Below are 22,103 nucleotides of genomic sequence, written 5' to 3' on the forward strand. Positions count from 1 at the left end.
GAACAATAATGAAAATTCTTGTCGTGGAAGATGACCCAAGACTGGGTGAACAAATATTAGAAACTCTAGAAAGCGCAGGTTGGGTGCCAGAACTTGCCCAAGACGGTATCGATGCGCTTTACCGCGCTACGTCAGAAGAATGGGATGCTATTGTTTTGGACTTAGGACTTCCTAAGATTGATGGCTTGACGGTACTTAAAGGCATTCGAGACGAAAACATTAACACACCAGTCGTCATTCTTAGCGCACGTGACACTTTAAGTCAGCGCGTTGAGGGCCTAAATGCTGGTGCAGATGATTACCTTACCAAGCCATTTGAGATGATAGAGCTTATTGCACGTATCCGAGCTCAACTACGACGCGCTTCTGGCAACGCCTCTCCGTTGATGCAAGTCGGTGACTTAAGCTTAGATACACGAACTTCAAAAGTAATGTGGCAAGGTAACGCAGTAAGCTTAACCGCACTGGAATATAAGGTCGTTGCTTACTTTATGCATAATGCCGACAAGGTCATTTCTCGTACTGAGTTAGTCGAGCATATCTACAAACAAGACTTTGATAGAGACTCAAACACAATTGAAGTGTTCATCGGTAGAATCCGTAAAAAAATCGCTCCCAAAATCATCAAAACCGTACGTGGCTTAGGGTATCAACTTAATGCCTGATATTAGCGCGACTCGGCTCAAAACAGAGTTCAAGCGACTCAGTCTAAAAACGCGATTATTGCTGGCAGCCACCTTGTGGTTGTCAGCCATGATGATCGCCGCCGGTATTCTCATTCCAGGTCTAGTCCGTGATTACCTTAGTCAAGACTTAGAAACTAAGCTTGGACTGACTATGGATGAAATCGCCGCTAATCTAGAAGTGAATAAACAAGGACAACTGGTTTTACAAACTCGTCTTTCAGACCCACGCTTTAATCAGCCATACAGTGGTATGTACTGGAGCGTCGACAGTGGTTCAGACAAACTACGCTCTCGCTCCTTATGGGACCGCACCATTCGAATAAAGAATGAGAAACACAAAGCGACTTACTTCGGTGCCAAAGACGAGAAACTTATTGCCATAAAGCGAACCGTCTTCTTACCTGACATAAGTGACGGCGTCACAATAATTATTGGGCAAGATGAAGATCGTATCGATGACACCCTAAATTTACTGACAGGCCAACTTTGGTTGATCTTAGGTGTTCTTTCCATTGGTATTCTTACTTTAGTGGTGGTTCAAGTCAGCTGGTCACTCAGACCTTTAGGGAAGATGCAGAAAGAACTGAAACTATTAAAAACGGGTGAGCAACAAACACTGGACGAACAATATCCAAAAGAAATTGCCCCACTCGTAAGCGACCTCAATGCCTTATTGTTCCACTATCAAGAGTTATTAGCGCGCGCACGTAATCACGCAGGTAACCTCTCGCACGCACTCAAAACACCGCTCTCGGTGTTAAAGAATGAGTTACACCAACTTTCAGAACAAGACCGACAGAGACTACAACCCTCGATAGAGCAGATTCAAGCACATATCGATTACCATTTGGGTCGAACTCGAATGGCAGGCGCAATGAATATTCTCTCTGTTAAGTCATCTCCGAGTGAACGCGTCGATGCTATTTCATTGGCTTTCGATAAGGTTTACGCTCAGCGCGATATCGCTTTGGTGAGCGAACTGGATACCGATCAATACGTCGCCGTAGAAAAAGCGGACCTCGACGAGATGCTTGGTAACTTACTAGAAAATGCCTACAAATGGGGTAACAGCTTCATCCGCGTATATTCCGAACTGCTCGATAATCACGAGATCGCTATCTTCGTCGAAGATGATGGCCCAGGTATACCTCAAGAGAAGCTAAAAGAAGTGCTGAAACGTGGAGTTCGCCTAGATGAAACGACTCCCGGCACCGGTTTAGGGCTTAATATAGTCAATGAGATGGCGCATAGCTATCGAGGTGATTTAGCTTTGGAATCGAGCAAATTGGGCGGTTTACGAGCAGTCCTTAAACTGCAACGTGCAAAAGAGTAAAAATTGTAACGTTATAAGCGATTTGCTATTGCTCCGCCTAGATTTGAATGTTAGTATCCGCGCTCGTTTTGAATGTATCGATTCGATACTTCGGAACGGCTATAGTTTTGACTAGGTCGCTACGTCAAAACAGTTACTTTAATTTTACTATTTTGAGAGTAAATACTATGAAATTCGAAGCAGTAGTACGTACTGAACTAGGTAAGGGTGCGAGCCGCCGCCTACGTCACGCTGGCCAATTCCCAGCAATCGTTTACGGTGGTGAAGCAGCACCTGTTTCTATCGCTCTAAACCACGATGACGTGATCAACCAAATGGACAAGCCAGCATTCTACGAAGGCATCACTCTAGTGATCGACGGCGCAGAAGTTAAGGTTAAGCCACAAGACGTTCAACGTCACGCGTTCAAGCCAAAAGTTGAGCACATGGACTTCATCCGCATCTAATTCCCTACCAAGGAATTATTCGGATCAAATCCAAACCTTTTGCATAAAAAAGATTCTCGGCTTTACCAACCAAGAATTCTTGAAAAATTCGAAACCCCGATGCTACCAACATCGGGGTTTCACCGTTTTTGACGTTAAGAAATCTATTGAAACCACACTTATCCTCATATCTTTAGAAAGTAACTCGATATTTGAACTACCCACTAGCTTTACGGGCGTATTGTTAGTGTGCCAATGTCGTGGTCACTCCAACATTTCCAAGCACACCACCGCCTTATATCTCCTCCTCTTAATAACACCATATCGTATGTATCGATTGATAGTGATTTCGGGGTGGTCTTCCCCAACAGAAAATTAAGAATAAAAATCAGCTGACTTATGAGAAATATTGACGTATCTACAATTACTTGGGTCAGCTGCAATTGCCAGATAGTTCGAGTGGCTTAACCAAGCATTTATGCTTGTATTTTTCCTAATGCTAGCCAATATTTATGACTCTGATTGGATGCGAAAGGACTTGCTCGTGAAACTACTAAAAATAGCATTAAGCCTTCTTTTTATAATCATAATCTCTATGCGTTTGGCGCAAGCTGAGCAATCCTTGGCTAATTGGCATGATACCGTTCTTAAGCAACATATTATGGATTTTGTTGCTGATATAGTCGATGAATCCAGTGCTCAGTATAGACCACCGGAAGAGCGCATCGCGGTCTTTGATAATGACGGTACTCTTTGGAACGAAAAGCCTACTTACATTCATTTTCAAGCAGTCTTTCATACCTTAGGCGAGCAACTTAAAAGAGATAAGAGTCTCGCGACAAGGCAGCCCTGGGCAACGATTGCAAGTGGTAAACCAGACCTTTCTCATTACGGTCAGTTATTTGATATAGAGAGTTTTGGCTTAGATAGCATCGTCGAACAATTGCTTGGTGTTCCCTATTCCGGGATGACGAGCAGTGCCTTCACGAAACACAACGAGCAGTTTCTAAAAACATGGAAACACTCTAAATATGATGTGGGATATCAAGATTTAACTTACGCACCAATGAAGGAGCTGATAGATTACTTACATCAAAACCAGTTCAAAGTATTTATATTCACTGCAGATGAAGTTGATTTCTTGAGGCCGCTTAGCCAACAACTTTACGGTATTCCACCAGAAAGAGTATTTGGGACTTCTATTAAACACGACTTAACCTTCGAAAATGGAATTGGCGTATTAACTCGCTCTGCGCAGCCACTTTGGATTAATAACTGGGCACATAAATCTGAACTCATCCAGCGTACATTTGGTGAGTTAGTCCCAGTAATTGCTGTTGGCAATTCGAACGGAGACCAACAAATGCTTCATTATACCGCTAGCCATGGCGGCTTATCTTTGTGGCTACACCATGACGACCCAGAACGTGAAGATAAATACGACAAGCACACAGATGAATTGCAGAAACTAACAAGCAAAGGACTTATAAAACCGATTAATATGAGTACAGAATGGAAAGTAGTATTTTGATTAAGGTTAAGCACTTCTGTAATAGCTATTACACTTATTTTATATTTACATAGCATTCATTAACCCCGGTTGTCACTTAGAGCAACTGGGGTTAGTAACAGACTATTTATAACGTCATGTATGCTTTGAATCTTTGCCATTTCCCAACGGGCTTTTCTCGCATAAACTGTTCTTTTAATACATTTTTTAAAACTTGATCATCACTCGAAGCATCAATGAGTAACATAAAAGATTTATCACTTGCTTTCGAATAGCAACTATTAATCCAAGTGGCATTTTGTCCAAAAAACAATCGTTTTAACCTTAGTGTTCTTTTCGAGTTTGTTTTGGCGCAAATGACTCCGCCCACGCTAGCGATTAATGCTCCGAACAGACCAATCAACCACTTAGTCAATTGTTTATAATCAAATCCACCAGAATCAATAGAATAGTGCTTCGCGGTCCAACTCTGCTTCACTTTCTGGCTCGGGTTCCACCAAAATAACGCTTCTCCTCCTAGTGAATAGTGCCCGGGTTCATCAATGCTATAGCTTACCTTCTGAGTAAGGGTTGAATGATGCTCTCCTCGAGTGTAATTGGATGAAAGTTGAGGCTCAGATATCGATATACTTATCCCGTTTGGAGCCAATGGTATAAAATCTGGCATCATAAAAGTAGATGTATCGTCTGCTTTTATTGTTACGGTTCGTTGTATTATGTCCCCTTTTTTAAACTGTTCATTTTGTCCTACATTCGGTGACCATTTATCGGTTACTGTGACCGCTGGTGAAACTAAGTAGCCAGACTTGCCCTTCATAGTGGCAGGAGCATTCACCATAATTGCCATCGGTTGTGTTTTATGGTGCGTTTTTACCGAATTCCCCCCATCTCCAGCAGTGAGTAGCGTCACATCTATAGATGGTATAAGGTACACTCCTTCATTATTAGGGTATACCTGTATGGACCAACGTTGACTGGTATATTTCTTCCCATCTACATAAGAAAAGCCAGATAGAACAGACGTTTGTTCTTGCTTAACCATTGCGTCTGCCACATAAGGTACTGAGAACTCTGGACTGTCTACAAAATATTGATCTGTTGTAGCAATAAACTCTAGGTTCACTTGCTCACCGGGTACAACATTTTGCTTATCTAAAGAGACGGATACGTTTGCCGCTGAAATAGCAGGCATAGAAACTATTAACGATAGTAGTAATGACATCAATCGGTACATCAGTTCAACTCCCGGTTATATTCATTCAGAAATTTCCGTCGAATAAAGTCTTTAGGGTCACGACTAATATCTCTTAACCATTTATTTGTCGCTGTCTCATTCCTCAACACATCTGAAGCTTTAAGCGTCGAGTGAGGGACTTGCCCTAGCGATTTTCGCTTAGCACCATCCGATATATCGTTAACATCTTTAGGCGGCGGTGGCGCATCTTTAGGTGGCGGGTGTTGATCATGCTGATTTTCACTAAGTAGCTTCATTTCGAGTAGAATTGCATCTACCTTGTCAAGGTTCTGCTGAGCTTTAACATTATTTGGGTCTACTTCTAGCAGGGCTAAATACAGTTGATGAGCTTTCTTATATCTTCCATCCTGAGCCGCTGCATTAGCCATATTGAAAATCGCTGTGGCATTACCTATTTTGGCAAATTCTGTCTCTGCACATTTGAAATTTTCTTGGTAGTAGCAAGCGACCCCTTTCCAGTTAGGGTCTTGGAATGATTGCTCTGCTTGTTGAAATTTACCCATATACATTAGTACCATCCCCTGCTGGTCTTTGGTCATAAACCAATCTAACGCACCAGCTTCAGCAGTTTGACTGTGAGGAAGCAGTAATAACAGACAAAGAGTCCATTGCAATGTCCATCCTTTTCGAAACCATAACGCTACAAAGATTGACAATATAATGATCAACCAGTGCGACTCATCCTGCCAGTGATTGCCTTTTGAGCTCTTTTCATGGAAATTCAGAAAGTAATTTCTAAGCGAGTTATCACTTATCGTCATATCTCTTCCATCAAATGAAGTAACTGTTAGGTTCTTTGCCGTTTGCAAACCTAGTTCATTGAGATAAAGCACCGCCGCTGTTATGTGATGTTTTTCGATAAAAGACGTTAACTGTTGCTCTCCTGAAGAAACGCCATCAGTGACCAACAACAATTGAGATTCATCTAACTTCAGCCCTTTGGTGTTATTTAATCGCGCTATCAGATTGGATAAGTCCCCGCCATCAAAGGGCATCACGTTTGGCGCTAAGTAAGATAGATAGAGCGTCAATAAATCCTGATCTGATGACGGTGGTAGCAAAACATGGCTACTACCGGCCATTGCAATTATCGATATGGGACGATTCATTCCAGTTTGTTGCAGGTGTTTTACGATCAGCTGTGCTTTTAGATTTCGACTAGGTGGAATATCTACCTTATTCATTGAAGATGATTCATCCATTACAACGTAAAGTGGTGGATTGTCTTGTGATGAGGTATCTGCAACTTGCCAAACTGGTTTAGACAACGTGCCAATAACAATCAATAGAACAATTGATACCGCCAAAATAGGCCCATATCCTTCTTTTTTATTAGGTTGTTCTACTAGCTCCGAGAGCAAATGTGGTGCGATTGCTGTCGTCGATATGGATAATTTATTGTGGCGCTTTTTGAATAAAAACCCGATCAAAGCAATGAGTGGTAGAACCAACCATAAATACTCTGGCGCTAAAAAGTGGAATGCTCGGAAATAATCAGCCATGTGAACTCCTCGTTCTCCATTCAACGACAGACAACCCAAGCCACATCACAGCATAATAGGCAAGGAGGCTAGTTAGAAGATATGGGTAAAGATAGATATATGGTTGAAAGCTGCTTTGTTGATATTTGCTTTGCTCAATCTGGTTAATTTGTTGCAACACCGATTTAAGGGCATCTTTGTTCATTGCCAAATAGTTTTTTCCACCCGTTAAAGCGGCAACTTGACGTAGAGTGTTCACATCGACTTTGGCATTTTCGTCCTTTGTATCAGGATTGCCCATCGCAATAGTATAGATTTTAATATCACGTGTTTTCGCCACTTTTGCTGCCTCAACCGGCGGTAGTTGACTTGACGTATCGCTACCATCAGTGACTAAAATCAAGACTTTTTGTTTTGCATCAGATTTGTCAAAAGCGCGTATACTCAAGCCAATTGCATCACCAATTGCTGTCGCAGGACCGGCAATCTCAGTTTCCAAACCTTCAACAACTTGTGTCCACGTTTCTAGTTCCTGAGTAAAAGGCACTTGTAAATAAGCGCCGCTGCCAAACACGATCAAACCCAGCCTATCTCCTTGTCGCTCTGCCCCAAACTTCCACATGAGTTTTTGTAGTGCTCCCCATCGAGATGATAGCTGCCCGTCTTGCTGAGGAAAGTCAATTTTATTCATAGACTTCGAGAGATCTAAAGCAACCATTAAGTCTCGAGCTGACTTTTGTTCAGTGATTTTGTCCCCAAGAATCACAGGCTGAGCGGCACACAAAACCAATAAGCCCCATGTAATTAACAGTGATATTTTCTGTACTTTAGATCGAAGAGGAATGCAGCTGTTTTTTTGCGCACTCTTGTTCGTAGTGTCTAGCACTTTCTGGAAAAATGACACTCGCACAGCACTTTCGCTTTCTCGATACGCAGGCATCAAGAAATAGACTAGCGGTGCAACTAATCCCAAGAGAAGCCACCAAGGTGTTAATAAAGTCATAAAGAGACTCCTTTTTCTGCCCCATGGTGTGCAATCCAATCTATAGCGGCACTTAAACATTGTGAGTTGAGTTCAACATTCGACGTCCAAACTCTTGGATTCTGAAACGCAATGGCTTCAATATGTTTTTGAATAGCCTTAGTAAATATTGTCGTCTTTGCGGATGAATTTAGAAATTCGTACCACTCTTGCCCAGTTAAGGTGCCTATAGGTAAATTTGGATAAGCAATAGAAGCGACCTGGCGCAATTCGTTTGGAATGAGCGCAATACCCTGCTCCAACGGCAACCTATGGAGCAGTGATATCGCTTTTCGTCGATATGCATTAGCTCGCCATTTGTGAATCTGCCACCAAATAGTAAGGGCTAATATCACTACAAGACATAGGATCAAGCCCCAAGCAGCTGGGGTTTTTGGCGTCAACGACACGTACTTAGGCATGATGATGCCGTTAAAACCCTTTAACATATAATTACCAAAGACTTCTGGTTCAGGGATCTGATATGTAAACATCATCCGCCCTCTCTTAGAAGCTGACTTAACTGAAGGTAGGGTTCATCAACAGTATTAAACAGACCAAAAGGTAAACCAGAGTGATGAACCGAACGGCGAACTTTAGCAAAGTGCTCATTAGATGCGGTTTGATATCGCAGTATATCTTGAGCGTTGTTATCAAGTTTTATTTGCTTTGAACCATCACTTATTAACAACTCAGATGCCGACTGGTAATCCTGTTCCAGCAAGTCGGTGACGAGAAAGACCATCACGTTATGCTTTATTGACAAACGTTTAAGCTGGTCAAGCTCTTGATTTGTCAGCGCCAATCCATCTATAACTAGTACTAACGTACCACTGCTGCCTAACAAAGGAGTATAAGTCGTCAACGTTTCTTGAAGCGGAACAAACGCGGGAGCTTTCTCTTTAGGTGAGTCGCGTAGAGCTTTATTTAGTGTCGTTATATCAGATATGTAACGCAATATTTGAGATGTCGTTCGTGATGGATATTGAACTAAAGTTTGGTTGGCACCCATGGTAATTCCACCAACACGATCTCCTTGAAGGTGCAGTAACCAAGCGATTAGCGTAGCAAGTTGCGCTGCAACAACCGACTTCATGTAACGTTGGCTACCGAAGAACATATTTGCACGTTGGTCACAAAGTACTAAAGCAGGTCTATCCGTCTCTTGGGTAAAAACTTTGGTGACACGACCATTCGCTCGCATACTCGCTTTCCAGTCAATGTCCTTAATATTGTCACCAGTTCGATATGTTCGGAGTTCTTCAAAACTCAGCCCTTGCCCACGAAACTTGGAACTATTTTGGCCCGAAAAGATACCGTCAGGCTTGAACTTCGCATAAAGAGTTAATCGCTTTGCTTTATTTTTGAGGTCCATTAACGTGGCACGATCCACAACTATTCTGGGGTCAGATATAGGCATTAGACAATTTCCACCACGTTAATGAGCTCATCCACTACCGCTTTACTATCAATGGCATCAGACATCGCATCAAAACTCAGAGTAATACGATGGCAGAGTACGCTATGCGCAACCGCTCTAACATCATCAGTGTCAACATAGTCTTTATTTTTGAGAAAAGCATAAGCTCGCGCCGCTTTGTCTAAGGCTATTGTTGCTCTGGGGCTCGCCCCAATTCGAATCCATTTGGACAATTGGCTGGTCTGATATAAGTCTGGGGAGCGTGTTGCCATTACCAAATCTACAATATAACTTTCGATAGAATCAGAGACATAAACGTCTAGAATGGCCTTTCTAGCATCTAGCACCACAGAAGGCTCAACCTGCATTAGTGCTTCCACAAATTGTTGCTCTTTTTTGACAAGCTTTAATATCGCTAGCTCATCGGCACGTTTGGGATAATCAACAACAATTTTCATTAAGAAACGGTCTAACTGAGCCTCTGGTAATGGGTAGGTACCCTCTTGCTCAACTGGATTTTGTGTCGCTAAAACCAGGAAGATTTCAGGCAGTTCATGGCTCTGTCCACCTACAGTGATTTGTCTTTCTTCCATCGCTTCAAGTAATGCAGATTGCACCTTAGGAGGCGCGCGGTTAATCTCATCGGCAAGCAGAATATTGGTAAACGCCGGCCCTTTGACAAAAGACATCATTCCTTCGTCATTAAGAGATTCATAACCCACAACATCGCTAGGCATAAGGTCTGGGGTAAATTGAATACGGTTTAGATCCAGATCGAGACTCTGTGCTAACGAACGTACTGAACGTGTTTTAGCAGTCCCCGGCAAACCCTCTAAAAGTACATGACCATCGGTCAAGAGTGCAATTAAGAGGGAATCAACAACATGTTGTTGACCGATTATTTTATGTGTTAGTGATTCAGATAACGTTTGTATATCTCGGCTAATACTTGTCACTGACATATTTACCTCCAATAAGTTGAAGAGAAAATATTAGCCCTTAAGAAAACTGAGATAAATTAATTGTATTTAAAATAGCATTTAGCAATACTAATCTCATGCAAAACACAACAAAGGCAGCAACAATGCATATAAAAATCAGCACTTTAGCCATGATTTAAATTAAGATAAATAATACTTTAAGCATTAGTAATTATTCAAATCACCAAACATCATTAATATTCACCTCAAGCTTAGATGCTGAATGATAATTTAAATTCAAATACATACTGGTGAAGATAAATGAAAATACCATGTAAGAAGACACTATTAACGTCCGCAATGCTCGCGCTATCCGCATTGACGTCTGTTAATGCAACTGCTGCCCCATCAACTCCATCTACACCCACCGAAAAACCCAACATTCTAGTGATGTGGGGTGACGATATTGGTATGTGGAATATCAGCTACTGGAACCGTGGATTAATGGGCTATGAAACTCCCAATATAGATAGAGTCGCCAATGAAGGCGTCGCTTTCACTGATTACTACGGAGAACAATCTTGTACTGCGGGTCGTAGTGCGTTTATTACCGGTCAAGATGGCTTGCGTACCGGAATGACTAAGGTTGGTCTTCCTGGTGCTCCACAAGGCATCGCTGACGATGATATGACGATTGCCGAAGCGCTTAAAGATATGGGTTATATGACAGGCCAATTTGGTAAAAACCACCTAGGTGACAAAGATAAAGACTTGCCTACAAATCACGGCTTCGATGAGTTTTACGGTTTCCTTTATCATCTAGACGCGATGGAAGAACCTGAGCATGACTTCTACCCTAAAGATCCTAAGTTTGCCGAGCAATACGGTCCTCGTGGTGTCATCCATTCAACGGCTGATGGTCAAATCAAGGATACAGGCCCATTGACCACAAAACGCATGGAAATCATTGATGATGACGTTACAGCACACGCTATTAAGTTTATGGACAAGGCACAAGCTGCGCACAAGCCATTCTTTGTTTGGTGGAACTCATCCAAGATGCACTTCAAAACGCACCTTAATCCGAAAGACAGAGGTATTTCTGGTCAGGGTTTCTACAATGATGCCATGGTGTCTCACGACAGAAACATCGGCCAACTTCTCGATTATCTTGATGATAACAACCTAACTGACAACACCATAGTCATGTATGGTACCGACAACGGTCCACACTATAACGCATGGCCTGACGGTGCAATCACTCCATTCCGCTCAGAAAAAGAAACTAACTGGGAAGGTGCATGGCGCGTACCTGCATTCGTTCGCTGGCCTGCCGGTCACTGGGATGGTGGTCGAGTACTAAACGGCATGGTTTCTGGTCTAGATATGCTACCAACACTAGTCGCTGCTGCAGGTAACTCACACATCAAACAAGACCTTCTAAAAGGTGGATTTAAAGCGAACAACAAAGAGTTCAAGATCCATCTTGATGGTTATAACATGAATGATTACTTCGCAGGTCGCACTAAAGAAACTCCACGTAAGAGCATTATGTTATACAACGCCGACGCTCAGATCGTTGCTATGCGCTACTCACAAGACAACTACATCGGTGGCGGTAAAAACCACAGCACGGATTGGAAAGTTGTGTACGGTGAACAACGTGCGAAAACAATGGCTCTATGGGCAGAACCGTTCACATGGTTACGTCTGCCTAAAATATTCAACCTTCGCCAAGACCCATTTGAGCGTGCTGATCAAAACGCTAATGGCTACTGGAACTGGGAAATTGACAATGTATTTGTGTTTTATAAAGCTAACCAGTTGGTTAAAGAACACCTAATGACATACAAGGATTACCCACCATCACAACGTCCTGGATCTTTCACCATGTCTGGCGCAAGTGAAACGGTTTACAAAAACTTTGGTATAGGTGCTGGTGGCTCAAAAGTTCAAACTGCTCACTAGACAAAACTCAACTAACGATACAAGGGTGAATTGACGTTCACCCTCTTTTTTGGAGAAAACCATGAATAAAGCAGCTTTAATACTGTTATTGGTCACATCAGCTTGCGCTCATGCAACGACTGCAGATGACTCTAACAGCGCAGTACTAGAAAATATCGCTCGTTTTAATAAGTACGAGCAAACGGCAAAAGAAATGTCTAATGGCCAATCAGATATGGTTCAAATTAGCCAACAACAATACCAGAAGGCACCAAGCCAGCCCCAAATTGTCATGCCTACTACCACGACATCCAGTAAACAAACGGCCGCACCAGCACGTGCTGAGTCTTCTGTTTATCAATCCATCAAAATCTTAATTGAAAGTGGGAACCTTACAGAGAAAGATAAAATGAAGCTAATCAGTGCCTTGAGTTCTTGATTGAGCATACACATATAGTTGGATTTAGTTTTAGTTAAATAACTAATAAGCACCGCTATTCAATTAATTGGCATTGGACGCCTTATAGTACCCCTATCAACGAAACACGAGAAAGGTTATTTATGAGTGATACCAGCCCTGTAATTCAAGCGGGACCACAATTTAATGGCAAACCATCTAAGCGCATGCATGTAATGGCAAAGCCGATTGGCGCAGCATGTAATTTAGACTGCGATTACTGTTATTATTTAAGTAAAGAAGACCTGCTTGAGTATAAAAAAGGATGTTCACCAAAACTGGATGACCAAAAACTAGAAAAATTCATTAAAGATTATATTCAAGGCCAAAATACACCGCAGATTACTTTTTCATGGCAGGGCGGCGAAGCTACTATGTTAGGTCTTCCTTATTTTGAAAAGATCGTTGAATTTCAAAAAAAATACCAACCTGAAGGTGTAACTATTTCCAACGACCTTCAAACCAATGGCACCCTTTTAAATGACAAATGGTGTAAGTTTCTCAAACAGAACAACTTTCTTGTTGGCTTAAGCATTGATGGTCCTGAACTGCTGCACAATACCTATCGTACCAACAAATCTGGTCGTGGTACCTTCAAGCAAGTAATGAGAGCTGTTGAATTGTTACATAAACACCAAGTGAGCTTTGCAACACTTACCTGTGTGAACAATATAACTAGTCGCAACCCATTAGAGGTGTACCGCTTTTTAAGGGATGTAGTGAAGTCACCTCAGATGCAGTTCATCCCAATTGTTGAAATGAAAACCTTCCGCGAAACTGCACCAAATACTTGGCAGATTGACGAGAGATTAATGCAAGGTGACAAACGCCTTATTCCAGGCTACAAAGACTCCGTAGTGGAACCGTTCTGTGTTTCTGATCATGCATGGGGCAATTTTCTCATCGCTATTTTCAATGAATGGATATGTAACGATGTGGGAACCGTATTTGTTCAGTATTTCGAAGCATTTCTTGAGGCGTGGATGGGACATAGAAACCCTCTTTGTACTCTGGGTGAAATGTGCGGAAAGGGCTTAGCGATGGAACCTAATGGTGATGTATACACGTGCGATCACTATGTTTATCCAGAGTACAAAATCGGTAATATTGCCGAGACCGAACTCGAAAACATGGCGTTCTCTGCTAAACAACAACAGTTCGGTACAGCGAAGTCAAAATCCCTCCCTAAACAATGCAGAGAATGTGACTATAAGTTTGCATGCTTTGGAGAGTGTCCAAAAAATCGATTCATCAAGACCAAAGAAGGCGAAAATGGCCTGAACTACCTGTGTGCGGGATGGAATAAGTTCTTTCGTCATGCAGATGCAGGCTTTGCATTTACACTGCGAAGACTTGGTTTACCCGTCGCTCATGGAAAGCATAGTGACCAAGCCCTAATCGATAATCAAATAATCTCTGAACACAAGGCATAGGCATGAAGTCGTTATCTTTAATCTTTATTGGTTTGTTGTCGTTTTCTGTGTTTGCTTCAGGAGTACCGTCTGAAAACTTCAATCCAAATAAAAATGATCCTGCATATGTCGCTCAGGATAAGTCTCAGCCAATCGAGCAACGAATTGACGCGTTAGAATCGTTAAGAATCACGCCTTCCCAAAATGCTCTAATAGCCATCGCTCGAGCACTCAAAGAGGATAATGAACGCATTCAACATGCAGCAATAGTAGGTAGTGATGGGTTAGCACTCGACTATCGTTGGGAGCTCATTTCACCTTTTTTAGGTGATACTAGCCCGACCTTAAGCTATGCGGCAACATACAGCTTAGCAAAGATGTATCCGAAGTTAACAACATCTATGAGACACAAGCTTGATTTATATATCCCGAAACTAGAACAGTATTACAAATCGAAGCATGACGCCTTTTCAACCTTTAAACTGGCTGAAGTGTATCAAGCATCAGGTGACACTAAAAAAGCAATAACGACCTATAAATCACTTATTGAAGAAGACTCAAGTAATCAAGCTTTTTGGGTTGGATTATCAGAATCCTATCGCGCAGACAGTCATACTGACAAAGCTTTAGATGTACTGAACGAAGGCATTCTGTTAAATCCCAATGCTTCACAACTGTATTACGCCAGAGCACTTGCTCGTGTACGAAATGATAACAAACGCGAAGCGCTGTCCGACTTCAAATCCGCTGCCATTTTAGCTGAAACGAATAGCTATTATTGGTATTTATATGCCGTAGCGCAAAAAGGTTTTGACCTCGAAAAATCTGTACCGCTTTTCGAACATGCGTATCAACTGTCAGGCTCTGCCGAGCAACTGTACACACTATGTAGTGTTTACATAGAGTCGAACAATACGGCTGCCAAGTCTTGCCTAAATGAGCTAAAACCTAGAGTACCTCAGGCGAATTATGATGCTTTACAGTATGAACTTCTCCACAAAACAAAGAGATGATAACGATATGTACAAAGTTACGCAGTTAAAACGATGCTTAACCCTTTTACCAATGATAGTGGCACCGATTAGCTTCACAGCCGATGCAGGACAATTGTTAGCTCAACAGCAAGAGGTTTCCGCCGTGACCAATGCAAACGCGTCATACTATAGTGCTTTTAAGCAAAGTAACGAGGATAACTGGGTTTACCAATTAGCCCAAAAAAACGAACTGAAACAACACTGTTATTTGTCTAAAGATAAATCGTTACCTCTGGGCAAACAGATTAGTTACCAAGGAGTTGAAATGACGTGCATACAAATAGGAAAGTCTAGCCGTATCTTTTGGCCAACTAGATGGGTGGAGCACTGCCAGTCGGTAGGAAAGCCTTACAACATCTGTATGATAGACGACATCAAAACATAGATAAGTAAACTTCAACAGACTTCTCGTTAATCGTAATACATCCCACCAGCAGTAACTTTCTCATTACTGCTTAAGCCACAAATTGACTATCATACATATAGAATGCATTATCATTTTGTAATGTTGCTTAAAGAGTAGGTTATGGATCTTAATTTATTAAAAACCTTTGATGTTGTAATGAAGTCTAAAAGCGTTAGCGAGGCGGCCGAGGTCTTAAATATTACTGCTCCGGCTGTGAGTCACGCTCTCAACCGCCTTAGAGATCAGTATCAAGACCCTCTTTTTATTCGACAAGGCAGAGGGATAACGCCTACCAATTTTGCTCTTCAACTGCACAGTGAAATACAAGGCCCCTTGAGTTTTCTGCTCAATGGCACCAGTTCTAAACAAGAATTTATTCCTTCTAAGAGTCAAAGAACTTTCCGCATATCAAGCCATAAAGATTTTGATTTGATGATGGTACCTGCGATTACCAAATATAAGCAGAAATACGCTCCTCATATTACGATTCAAGCAGACGTAGAACACTTGAACGAAGCAGATAGACAAGATGACCTTCGCCGAAGAACCGTTGATGTCATTCTGGCGACCGTTCCCCTCTCTGAACACGGCTACCACAATGAACTTATAATGGAACAAAAAGCAGTTGTTGTAGCGAGTAAGTCGCATCCTACTATTCAAGATTCATTATCTTTCGATGACTTTATGCAAGCACATCACGTTACATGGCGCAGCCAACGTCTTAGTACTCATACACTAGACTCTCTTGCTATCGAAGGCCAACTTCCAACTAGAAAAGTAGCCTATTCTACAGGTTCACTGCTAACAGCCATGCAATTGGCTTCAGAAACTGAGTGGCTTAGTGTATGTGGTGAATGGTATGCAAATAAATTTTCGGAACGATTAGATTTGAATGTACTCCCATTACCATTTTCTGCAAAGAAAGTTCCCATATACATGACATGGCATCAATCACAAAAGAAAGATAAAGGTCATGAGTGGCTTCGTGAAACGATTAAAACTATATTTAAGAGCATTGGATAGTACTCTATTACTGTACTCACATTGAATGTTTGAGCTAGCACACTTTTGGTACCTACTTAAAACATCATATTGATACTCTTATCTTTCTACAAAATAACTAGTCGTAGAGTAATTTACATACGCTTGAACCACGATAGACACCATGGCAGCAGCACAATCATGAGTGTACCCAACCCCCAAATAACACCCATATTCGCAGCTCGTCGAATAAATGGACCAATATCGAATCCACTTGAATGAGTGTACAGTGTAAACGGTGTCAGCGTAGCTGCTAGGAGTCCAATTTCGAAATTTGGTATTTTCTTGGAGATTTTCTCCGAACTATGAGCGAAGTAAAATACAACAATGGAGAAGCCAAATATCACTAGCGATAACATCAGTATATTTTGGCCATGACCGGCCACAAGCATATGCAATACTAGCGCAATAAAACAGCCGGATACCTGCAGCGGTAAGATACTTTTTAGGCCTTTTATGATCGAAGCATAATCTGGTCTACAAACAATACTTATTATCACTGAAAGGCAGAATATGGCCTTGCCAACTTCAATCGATAGAAAGTAAACCAAGGATAGAGATATGATGATGGTGGATATCACATTCAGAGTCTTAGAACGCCTAGCGACTTTTTGATTTTGTCTGGATGACATTTGGTTAGTTGGGGTCGGTAAAATCCAAAAAATAGCTTTTGCTAGTAGTAGCATCATGAACGCGACATGTAGAAGTTGGTAAAAATACAACTCCATCGAAGTTCCATATGTTGTATTGATAAGTCCATAACAATATAAAAATAGCGGCGCCGTTGAAAATGATGCAAGTTTTTCAATTCGCAAATAGCTATATATGACGAAAACCGAGATTACTATTAACGCCCACTGGTTATGGTCGAGTATTGTCGCAGCCAAGGAGCCCGAAATAAAATAGATGCTAACTAAAGATATGAACACTAATGATCTATTCAAGCTAAACTTATCTCGTAAGATCAAAGCTGGACCTAAAAAAACACTAAATACTGGCATTCCTAAATGCAGCATATCAGTGATAACAATCGATAGAGTAAAGAACAGTGCACTTCTTATCATTGGTGCTTTTATGTTAAACATAGGATATATCTTTCATTAGTATAGGTAACGAAATAATGCAATAATATGCATCGTCATATATGAAAACGAATTCCAGTATTTGCTATCGTCACGAACTACCATTACTGTTGCTCGAGAACCTGAAATTAAACTGCTATCAACATCTGGCATATTTAGAGTAGAGCGAACATATTGGCTTTTGCGTACCCATCTATCTCCCTGAGCTACCGTAGCGGTCTCTCCTAACTTTTGATCGCCAACCCCAGTTACAGTTATCGCTTGGTCTATGCTAGTTACTTGTGTCTTGAATATTCTGCCGGGTATAGCATCAAACACAACCAAGCAATCCGCATTGGGTAAAAGATCTAAACCTTTTTCGTTAAAATCAGCGACGAGCTGTCTCTGTGATTGAGAGGTTATGACGATTTGCGGTGAGTTCTTTGATACAAAATGACCTTTTACGAGCTGCATATTGGTAATTACTCCGTCAAATGGAGCATGTACTGTAGCTTTATTAAGGTTTTTCCTAGCTTTTTCTAATATAGCTTTCCCTAACATCAGCCCACCGTTTCCACCTTGTTCTGAGCCAAGCTTAACGTGGTTAATCTGTAACTTGATTTTAAGTTGTTCTATTTCTCTTATTTCATCAATGTATGCTGTGTAAGCATCATCATATTGTTGCTGGTTAATTGCTTTATTACGTAAAAGGGTTTTCATCCTGATATAGTGCTGTTTTTTATTACTGGCAATTTCTGTTTTTTGCTTTATTTCGCTTTCAATCAAGCCCATTTCAAGTTCAATCTTCTTAAAGTTCTGTTCTAGAATAATCAAATTTGCATAGGCGGTATCGTACTTAGATTGAAGTTCATCAGTTTCAATTTTAAAAAGAGGGTCACCTTTTTTAACAAATTGACCATTTCTTACGTATATGTGCTCTACCACACCGTCAATATCAGTAGATATTTTCGATATATCACTTATCACGTAACTATCCGTTGTAAATGGAGAATACAAGTCACTAAGAATCATGCTGACAGCAGATATTACCAATAGAACAATGGCAGCTAAAGTTAGAGGTTTCGAAAGATTATGGAGAGTTAAATTCATCTTAGAATGTCCTTCATTCGGTACTATTAACGTCAATACCTAGAAAGAGCAAACTACAATCAGATACTGTGTATTGATTTCATATTATCTACATATAGACTTATGGTTAAATGGCTCGAAATCAGGAACAGTTTTGCACAGAAACAATAATCGCTTTGACTTAAATACACTTGTCATCTTTCGGCGTGTAGTAGACCTAAACTCGTTGTCTAAAGCCGCTGAAGAGCTAGGAATCAATGCCTCTACTGTAAGCCGTAAGATATCAGAAATAGAAGCATACTACGGCGTTAAACTCCTCATACGTTCAACACGAGCACTTGACCTAACTGAGGAGGGAAAAGCACTCTACCGCTACTGTCAAAATGTGGACGATGTGTTAAGACGTTCAGAAGATGAAATAATGCACCACCAACTTGAGCCCACAGGCATTTTGAAAGTTGTTGTACCTGTTGACCTTGGTAACCTCCTACTTCAAGACGCCCTCGTGAGTTTTTCCCGAAAGTACCCTAAAGTTTTGCTCGATCTTGATTTTTCTAACCGGCAAGTCGATATGCTTGAAGAAGGCATCGACATTTGGTTTTGTATTGGAGAAGTAAGTAATAAAAGCTTGATTTCAAGTGAGTTACTATCATATAAACGATACCTTATGGCATCAAAGACATATCTTTCAGAATATGGCGACATTAGCTCTATTGCTGACCTAAAAGCGCCTCATAGACAGCTCAAATCTAAAAATCCATTCATTTATCAAGAGTCAGATAAGTCAGTACTTAAACAGCTACCAGTGGCATTGACAGTCAATAGCGGCTATACCATTTTCAAAGCTTGTGCTTCAGGCCTAGGACTAGCTTTCATCATGCCTAACCTAGTAGAAAAATACGATACCGATAAAACGCTAGTGCCTGTCCTTCCAAACGAAATCTATCAGCAATCGTCTGTTAACATGGTATACAAAGAGCGAAAACTAAAGCCAATGCGCGTTGAATACTTCTTAGCTCACATGAAGAGTTACTTTCTTTAATGAGGTAAAATTCCTTCGACTAGCTGTTTTTGGTCAAACCATAAATAAACGCCAACTCAGCCACCGTTTTTGCTTTGAATTTTCTCAGTAAACTGGCTCGATGAACTTCCACCGTCCGCATAGCGATACACAATTCATCAGCAATACGAATATTGCGCTTTCCGGCTATGATCAAGCGCAGAATATCTTTTTCTCGCGGTGTTAGCGACGCATACGCGTTTTTTGCTTCCATTGTATCTAGGTTGGCAGATGACTGAGCCAACCCTAGGACTATCGCTTGAGCTAACTCTGAACCTTTCACTGGCTTTTGGAAGAAGTTGACGGCTCCAGACTGTAAGGCATCTACAGCCATTGGAACATCACCATGTCCCGTCAGATAAATAACCGCGAGTGGACTGTGTGCTTCTGTCAGGATTTGATGTACTTGTTGGCCGCGAAGCTTTGGCATACGACTATCTAAAATCACACAACCCGCTTGTTGGATATCAGCGCTATTTAAAAAAGTCACACCATCAGGAAAGCTGGTTACATTAAAGTCCTGCTCTTCAAGCATAAACGCCAATGAATCTCTGACAGATTCGTCATCATCAACGACGTATACAGGCAGTTGGTTATCACACAATTTATATCACTCCTTGGCTACTCGTCGGTGAGCATGGTGTCTGCTGGTGGATGGTATGGCAAAGTAATCACGACTAAACAGCCATGCGGCTGCGTTGATTGTATTTGTAACTCTCCGTTGTGCATCTCCACTACATCGCGGCATATTGCCAAGCCTAACCCTAGGCCATCTTTTTTACTGCTTATAAAAGCTTGCGTCGGGTTATCTTGCTCCAAGCCCGTACCGTTGTCTGCGATTCGAATAGATAACATTTGAGATTGATATTCAGTATGAAGAGCTATCGTTCCTTTATAGTCACGTTGTTTTTCAGCAAGCTTTGAGCAGGCCTCAATAGCATTGTTGATCACGTTAACAAGGACTTGTTGTATACCCACCGCGTCAACATTGACGAGTCGTTGTTGCCCTTCTGTACTCCGAACCATCTCAATACCATTTTTGTCTAATCGATATTTAAGTAGCTCGATGCTATCCCCTAGCAACTGTTCAACATCACATTCTGTCTTCGCGATCGCACGTTTCTTTATGAGATCCCTTAGTCGGCTGATAATTGCATCGGCGCGCTCAACTTGGTCTTGGATTTTTTCCAACACTGGCACAATGTCTTCTGGAGGACGCTTTTTGGCAAGGCGCAGCAAGCCACCTTCACTGTAGTTTCGAATGGCAGCTAATGGTTGGTTAATTTCATGCGCCAAACTACTGCCTAATTCACCAATAATCGCGACTCTCTGTGTATGTTCTAACATTTCACTTTTTTCTTTGAGGCGCAGTAATGTCTGTTCTAAGTCGTGTTTACTCTTGCTAAAACGATATTCAAGCCAAAAGTGATACGCGTTCAATACAATCACGAATAAAAACAGTGTCCATGCCCATTCTTGATGCAACCTTAACCAACGAATCGCTTCCTTCCACCAAGGCTGCTGAAGCGGATGCAAATCCATAGCCTGAAATAGTTTATCAATGGAGAGTAAACTAACCGGAGAAGTCCAGCCTGACGCTTTTGAGGCAATCGCAGCTGGGCTGTCAGCAGGCATAGCAAGCAAAGCTCGGCTGATTTCTTTGGCGAGTTGAGATGAGCCGCGTTCCGTTTTTGCAAACGACCAGTTAGGATACAGAGGTGTAGAAACAGCACATGATGAATGCGTTTGTTCAAGAGGGTTCAGCACACGCAACAACCCTTTATCTATCAATCCTTCCTTCTCCATTTGTTCCAACAAGCACGCTGGTACAACCGCCGCTTCTACCGCCTTATCACGAAGTTGATATAGGTTGGCATCAATTGGAAACCCCAAGTAGCGCACATCGGAGAAGAAACTATTAGGATCGCCTCCGTCGGTTAGAACTTGGTATCGCATCGTTAGATATCCACCAAAAGCATCTTTAGAAACAGCAGCAATCGATAAACCTGCAACGTCACTTGGTGTCTTATATGGGGAGGCAGACCGAACAACCAAAGCCGAACCAATGCCGTAGTTTGAGCGTTCTGGCGCTTGACTTACTATCGTCGCTATCCACGATAATGGGTATTGACGACCTAATTGAACGGCTTGCCCTGGATTCGTTAAAACGAAATCCATGCGCTGCTCTCTAACCGATTTCGCCATTCCATCAAGATCTAAAGGATGCAGTACAAAATGCGCGCCAGGGATCTGTTGATTTAACCAATCAATAGTCGGCTGCCAACGTTGCTGAGCATATAAATGCCCTCTGATAGCTAATACCCCTACATCCACTTGTGCCTTAGTTGTTGAATCTATCTTCGTCCCTTGGTCTTGCTGCCCTGCATAGGCAAATCCAGTTATCGTGCCAACGATAACCATCAATAAACGAACCCAACGTAGCGTGCTTCTCACCATGAATTGTTTTTAATCCTTAAGATTTAGAGCACCAGAATAGCAGCAATAGAGGCACTTCGGCATTTGTCTTAGATCAACTTTGATCGTG

At 41.7% G+C, this 22,103-nt stretch carries 21 protein-coding genes; 11 read left to right on the forward strand and 10 right to left on the reverse strand.

Annotated elements, in window-relative coordinates; genetic code table 11:
- The first annotated feature begins 8 nt into the window (after nt 1-8).
- From OH456_RS17825 to OH456_RS17840, 4 genes are all read left to right on the forward strand, one after another.
- Nucleotides 9-665, forward strand: coding sequence for a response regulator transcription factor (locus tag OH456_RS17825; protein ID WP_038230203.1), 657 nt, complete (start codon nt 9-11; stop codon nt 663-665).
- The gene (locus tag OH456_RS17830) at nt 658-2,019 is read left to right on the forward strand and encodes an ATP-binding protein (RefSeq protein ID WP_270033985.1); all 1,362 of its coding nucleotides are present in this window, start codon (nt 658-660) and stop codon (nt 2,017-2,019) included. The genes OH456_RS17825 and OH456_RS17830 overlap by 8 nt, the downstream gene beginning before the upstream one ends.
- 167 nt (nt 2,020-2,186) lie before the next feature.
- Nucleotides 2,187-2,465: a 50S ribosomal protein L25 gene (gene rplY, locus OH456_RS17835; RefSeq protein WP_006071740.1), complete on the forward strand. Its 279-nt coding sequence runs from the start codon at nt 2,187-2,189 to the stop codon at nt 2,463-2,465.
- A gap of 523 nt (nt 2,466-2,988) precedes the next feature.
- Nucleotides 2,989-3,975 (forward strand): HAD family hydrolase, encoded by a 987-nt coding sequence (locus OH456_RS17840; protein WP_270033986.1) that lies wholly within the window; start codon nt 2,989-2,991, stop codon nt 3,973-3,975.
- Nucleotides 3,976-4,081: 106 nt separating this feature from the next.
- Here the strand turns inward: OH456_RS17840 and OH456_RS17845 are convergent, their stop codons facing one another.
- From OH456_RS17845 to OH456_RS17870, 6 genes are read right to left on the reverse strand one after another with little or no spacing between them, the layout of a single operon-like run.
- Nucleotides 4,082-5,188, reverse strand: a complete 1,107-nt coding sequence (locus OH456_RS17845; protein WP_270033987.1) for a BatD family protein — start codon at nt 5,186-5,188, stop codon at nt 4,082-4,084.
- Nucleotides 5,188-6,711 carry a tetratricopeptide repeat protein gene (locus OH456_RS17850; protein ID WP_270033988.1) on the reverse strand — a complete coding sequence of 508 codons (1,524 nt, stop codon included), beginning with the start codon at nt 6,709-6,711 and terminating at the stop codon, nt 5,188-5,190. Before OH456_RS17850 ends, OH456_RS17845 begins: the two co-directional genes overlap by 1 nt.
- Entirely contained in the window at nt 6,704-7,693 is a 990-nt protein-coding gene (locus OH456_RS17855; RefSeq protein ID WP_164491415.1) for a VWA domain-containing protein, read from the reverse strand. The genes OH456_RS17850 and OH456_RS17855 overlap by 8 nt, the downstream gene beginning before the upstream one ends.
- Nucleotides 7,690-8,208, reverse strand: coding sequence for a DUF4381 domain-containing protein (locus tag OH456_RS17860; RefSeq protein ID WP_252038090.1), 519 nt, complete (start codon nt 8,206-8,208; stop codon nt 7,690-7,692). The genes OH456_RS17855 and OH456_RS17860 overlap by 4 nt, the downstream gene beginning before the upstream one ends.
- Nucleotides 8,205-9,131 carry a DUF58 domain-containing protein gene (locus OH456_RS17865; protein ID WP_270033989.1) on the reverse strand — a complete coding sequence of 309 codons (927 nt, stop codon included), beginning with the start codon at nt 9,129-9,131 and terminating at the stop codon, nt 8,205-8,207. Before OH456_RS17865 ends, OH456_RS17860 begins: the two co-directional genes overlap by 4 nt.
- Nucleotides 9,131-10,093, reverse strand: coding sequence for an AAA family ATPase (locus OH456_RS17870; protein ID WP_239922244.1), 963 nt, complete (start codon nt 10,091-10,093; stop codon nt 9,131-9,133). The genes OH456_RS17865 and OH456_RS17870 overlap by 1 nt, the downstream gene beginning before the upstream one ends.
- A gap of 279 nt (nt 10,094-10,372) precedes the next feature.
- Here OH456_RS17870 and OH456_RS17875 point away from each other — a divergent pair, with 279 nt between their 5' ends.
- The 6 genes from OH456_RS17875 to OH456_RS17900 all read left to right on the forward strand — a co-directional run bounded on the left by OH456_RS17875 (nt 10,373) and on the right by OH456_RS17900 (nt 16,330).
- Nucleotides 10,373-12,019, forward strand: coding sequence for an arylsulfatase (locus tag OH456_RS17875; protein WP_240206019.1), 1,647 nt, complete (start codon nt 10,373-10,375; stop codon nt 12,017-12,019).
- A gap of 61 nt (nt 12,020-12,080) precedes the next feature.
- Nucleotides 12,081-12,437: a hypothetical protein gene (locus OH456_RS17880; protein ID WP_270033990.1), complete on the forward strand. Its 357-nt coding sequence runs from the start codon at nt 12,081-12,083 to the stop codon at nt 12,435-12,437.
- Between the two features lie 122 nt (nt 12,438-12,559).
- Nucleotides 12,560-13,888: an anaerobic sulfatase maturase gene (locus OH456_RS17885; protein WP_088877515.1), complete on the forward strand. Its 1,329-nt coding sequence runs from the start codon at nt 12,560-12,562 to the stop codon at nt 13,886-13,888.
- A gap of 2 nt (nt 13,889-13,890) precedes the next feature.
- Entirely contained in the window at nt 13,891-14,880 is a 990-nt protein-coding gene (locus OH456_RS17890; RefSeq protein WP_240206020.1) for a tetratricopeptide repeat protein, read from the forward strand.
- A gap of 7 nt (nt 14,881-14,887) precedes the next feature.
- The gene (locus OH456_RS17895; protein WP_038231198.1) at nt 14,888-15,286 is read left to right on the forward strand and encodes a hypothetical protein; all 399 of its coding nucleotides are present in this window, start codon (nt 14,888-14,890) and stop codon (nt 15,284-15,286) included.
- A 141-nt stretch (nt 15,287-15,427) separates the two neighbouring features.
- Nucleotides 15,428-16,330 (forward strand): LysR family transcriptional regulator, encoded by a 903-nt coding sequence (locus OH456_RS17900; protein WP_038231195.1) that lies wholly within the window; start codon nt 15,428-15,430, stop codon nt 16,328-16,330.
- A 113-nt stretch (nt 16,331-16,443) separates the two neighbouring features.
- On the opposite strand, the gene OH456_RS17905 is transcribed toward OH456_RS17900, so the two are convergent.
- Together OH456_RS17905 and OH456_RS17910 are read right to left on the reverse strand one after the other, a co-directional pair.
- Complete coding sequence (locus tag OH456_RS17905) at nt 16,444-17,076, reverse strand: hypothetical protein (RefSeq protein ID WP_270033991.1); 633 nt, start codon at nt 17,074-17,076, stop codon at nt 16,444-16,446.
- 372 nt (nt 17,077-17,448) lie between these two features.
- Nucleotides 17,449-18,519, reverse strand: coding sequence for an HlyD family secretion protein (locus OH456_RS17910; RefSeq protein ID WP_270033992.1), 1,071 nt, complete (start codon nt 18,517-18,519; stop codon nt 17,449-17,451).
- 133 nt (nt 18,520-18,652) lie between these two features.
- On the opposite strand from OH456_RS17910, the gene OH456_RS17915 reads away from it, so the two are divergent.
- Entirely contained in the window at nt 18,653-19,540 is an 888-nt protein-coding gene (locus tag OH456_RS17915) for a LysR family transcriptional regulator (RefSeq protein WP_216610841.1), read from the forward strand.
- A 19-nt stretch (nt 19,541-19,559) separates the two neighbouring features.
- Here the strand turns inward: OH456_RS17915 and OH456_RS17920 are convergent, their stop codons facing one another.
- Together OH456_RS17920 and OH456_RS17925 are read right to left on the reverse strand one after the other, a co-directional pair.
- Nucleotides 19,560-20,162: a response regulator transcription factor gene (locus tag OH456_RS17920; protein WP_171390912.1), complete on the reverse strand. Its 603-nt coding sequence runs from the start codon at nt 20,160-20,162 to the stop codon at nt 19,560-19,562.
- A gap of 17 nt (nt 20,163-20,179) precedes the next feature.
- Nucleotides 20,180-22,015 carry a sensor histidine kinase gene (locus OH456_RS17925; RefSeq protein WP_270033993.1) on the reverse strand — a complete coding sequence of 612 codons (1,836 nt, stop codon included), beginning with the start codon at nt 22,013-22,015 and terminating at the stop codon, nt 20,180-20,182.
- Nucleotides 22,016-22,103: the final 88 nt, after the last annotated feature.

The sequence above is a fragment of the Vibrio sp. La 4.2.2 genome (genome assembly GCF_027586995.1).
Taxonomy (GTDB): Bacteria; Pseudomonadota; Gammaproteobacteria; order Enterobacterales; family Vibrionaceae; genus Vibrio; species Vibrio mediterranei.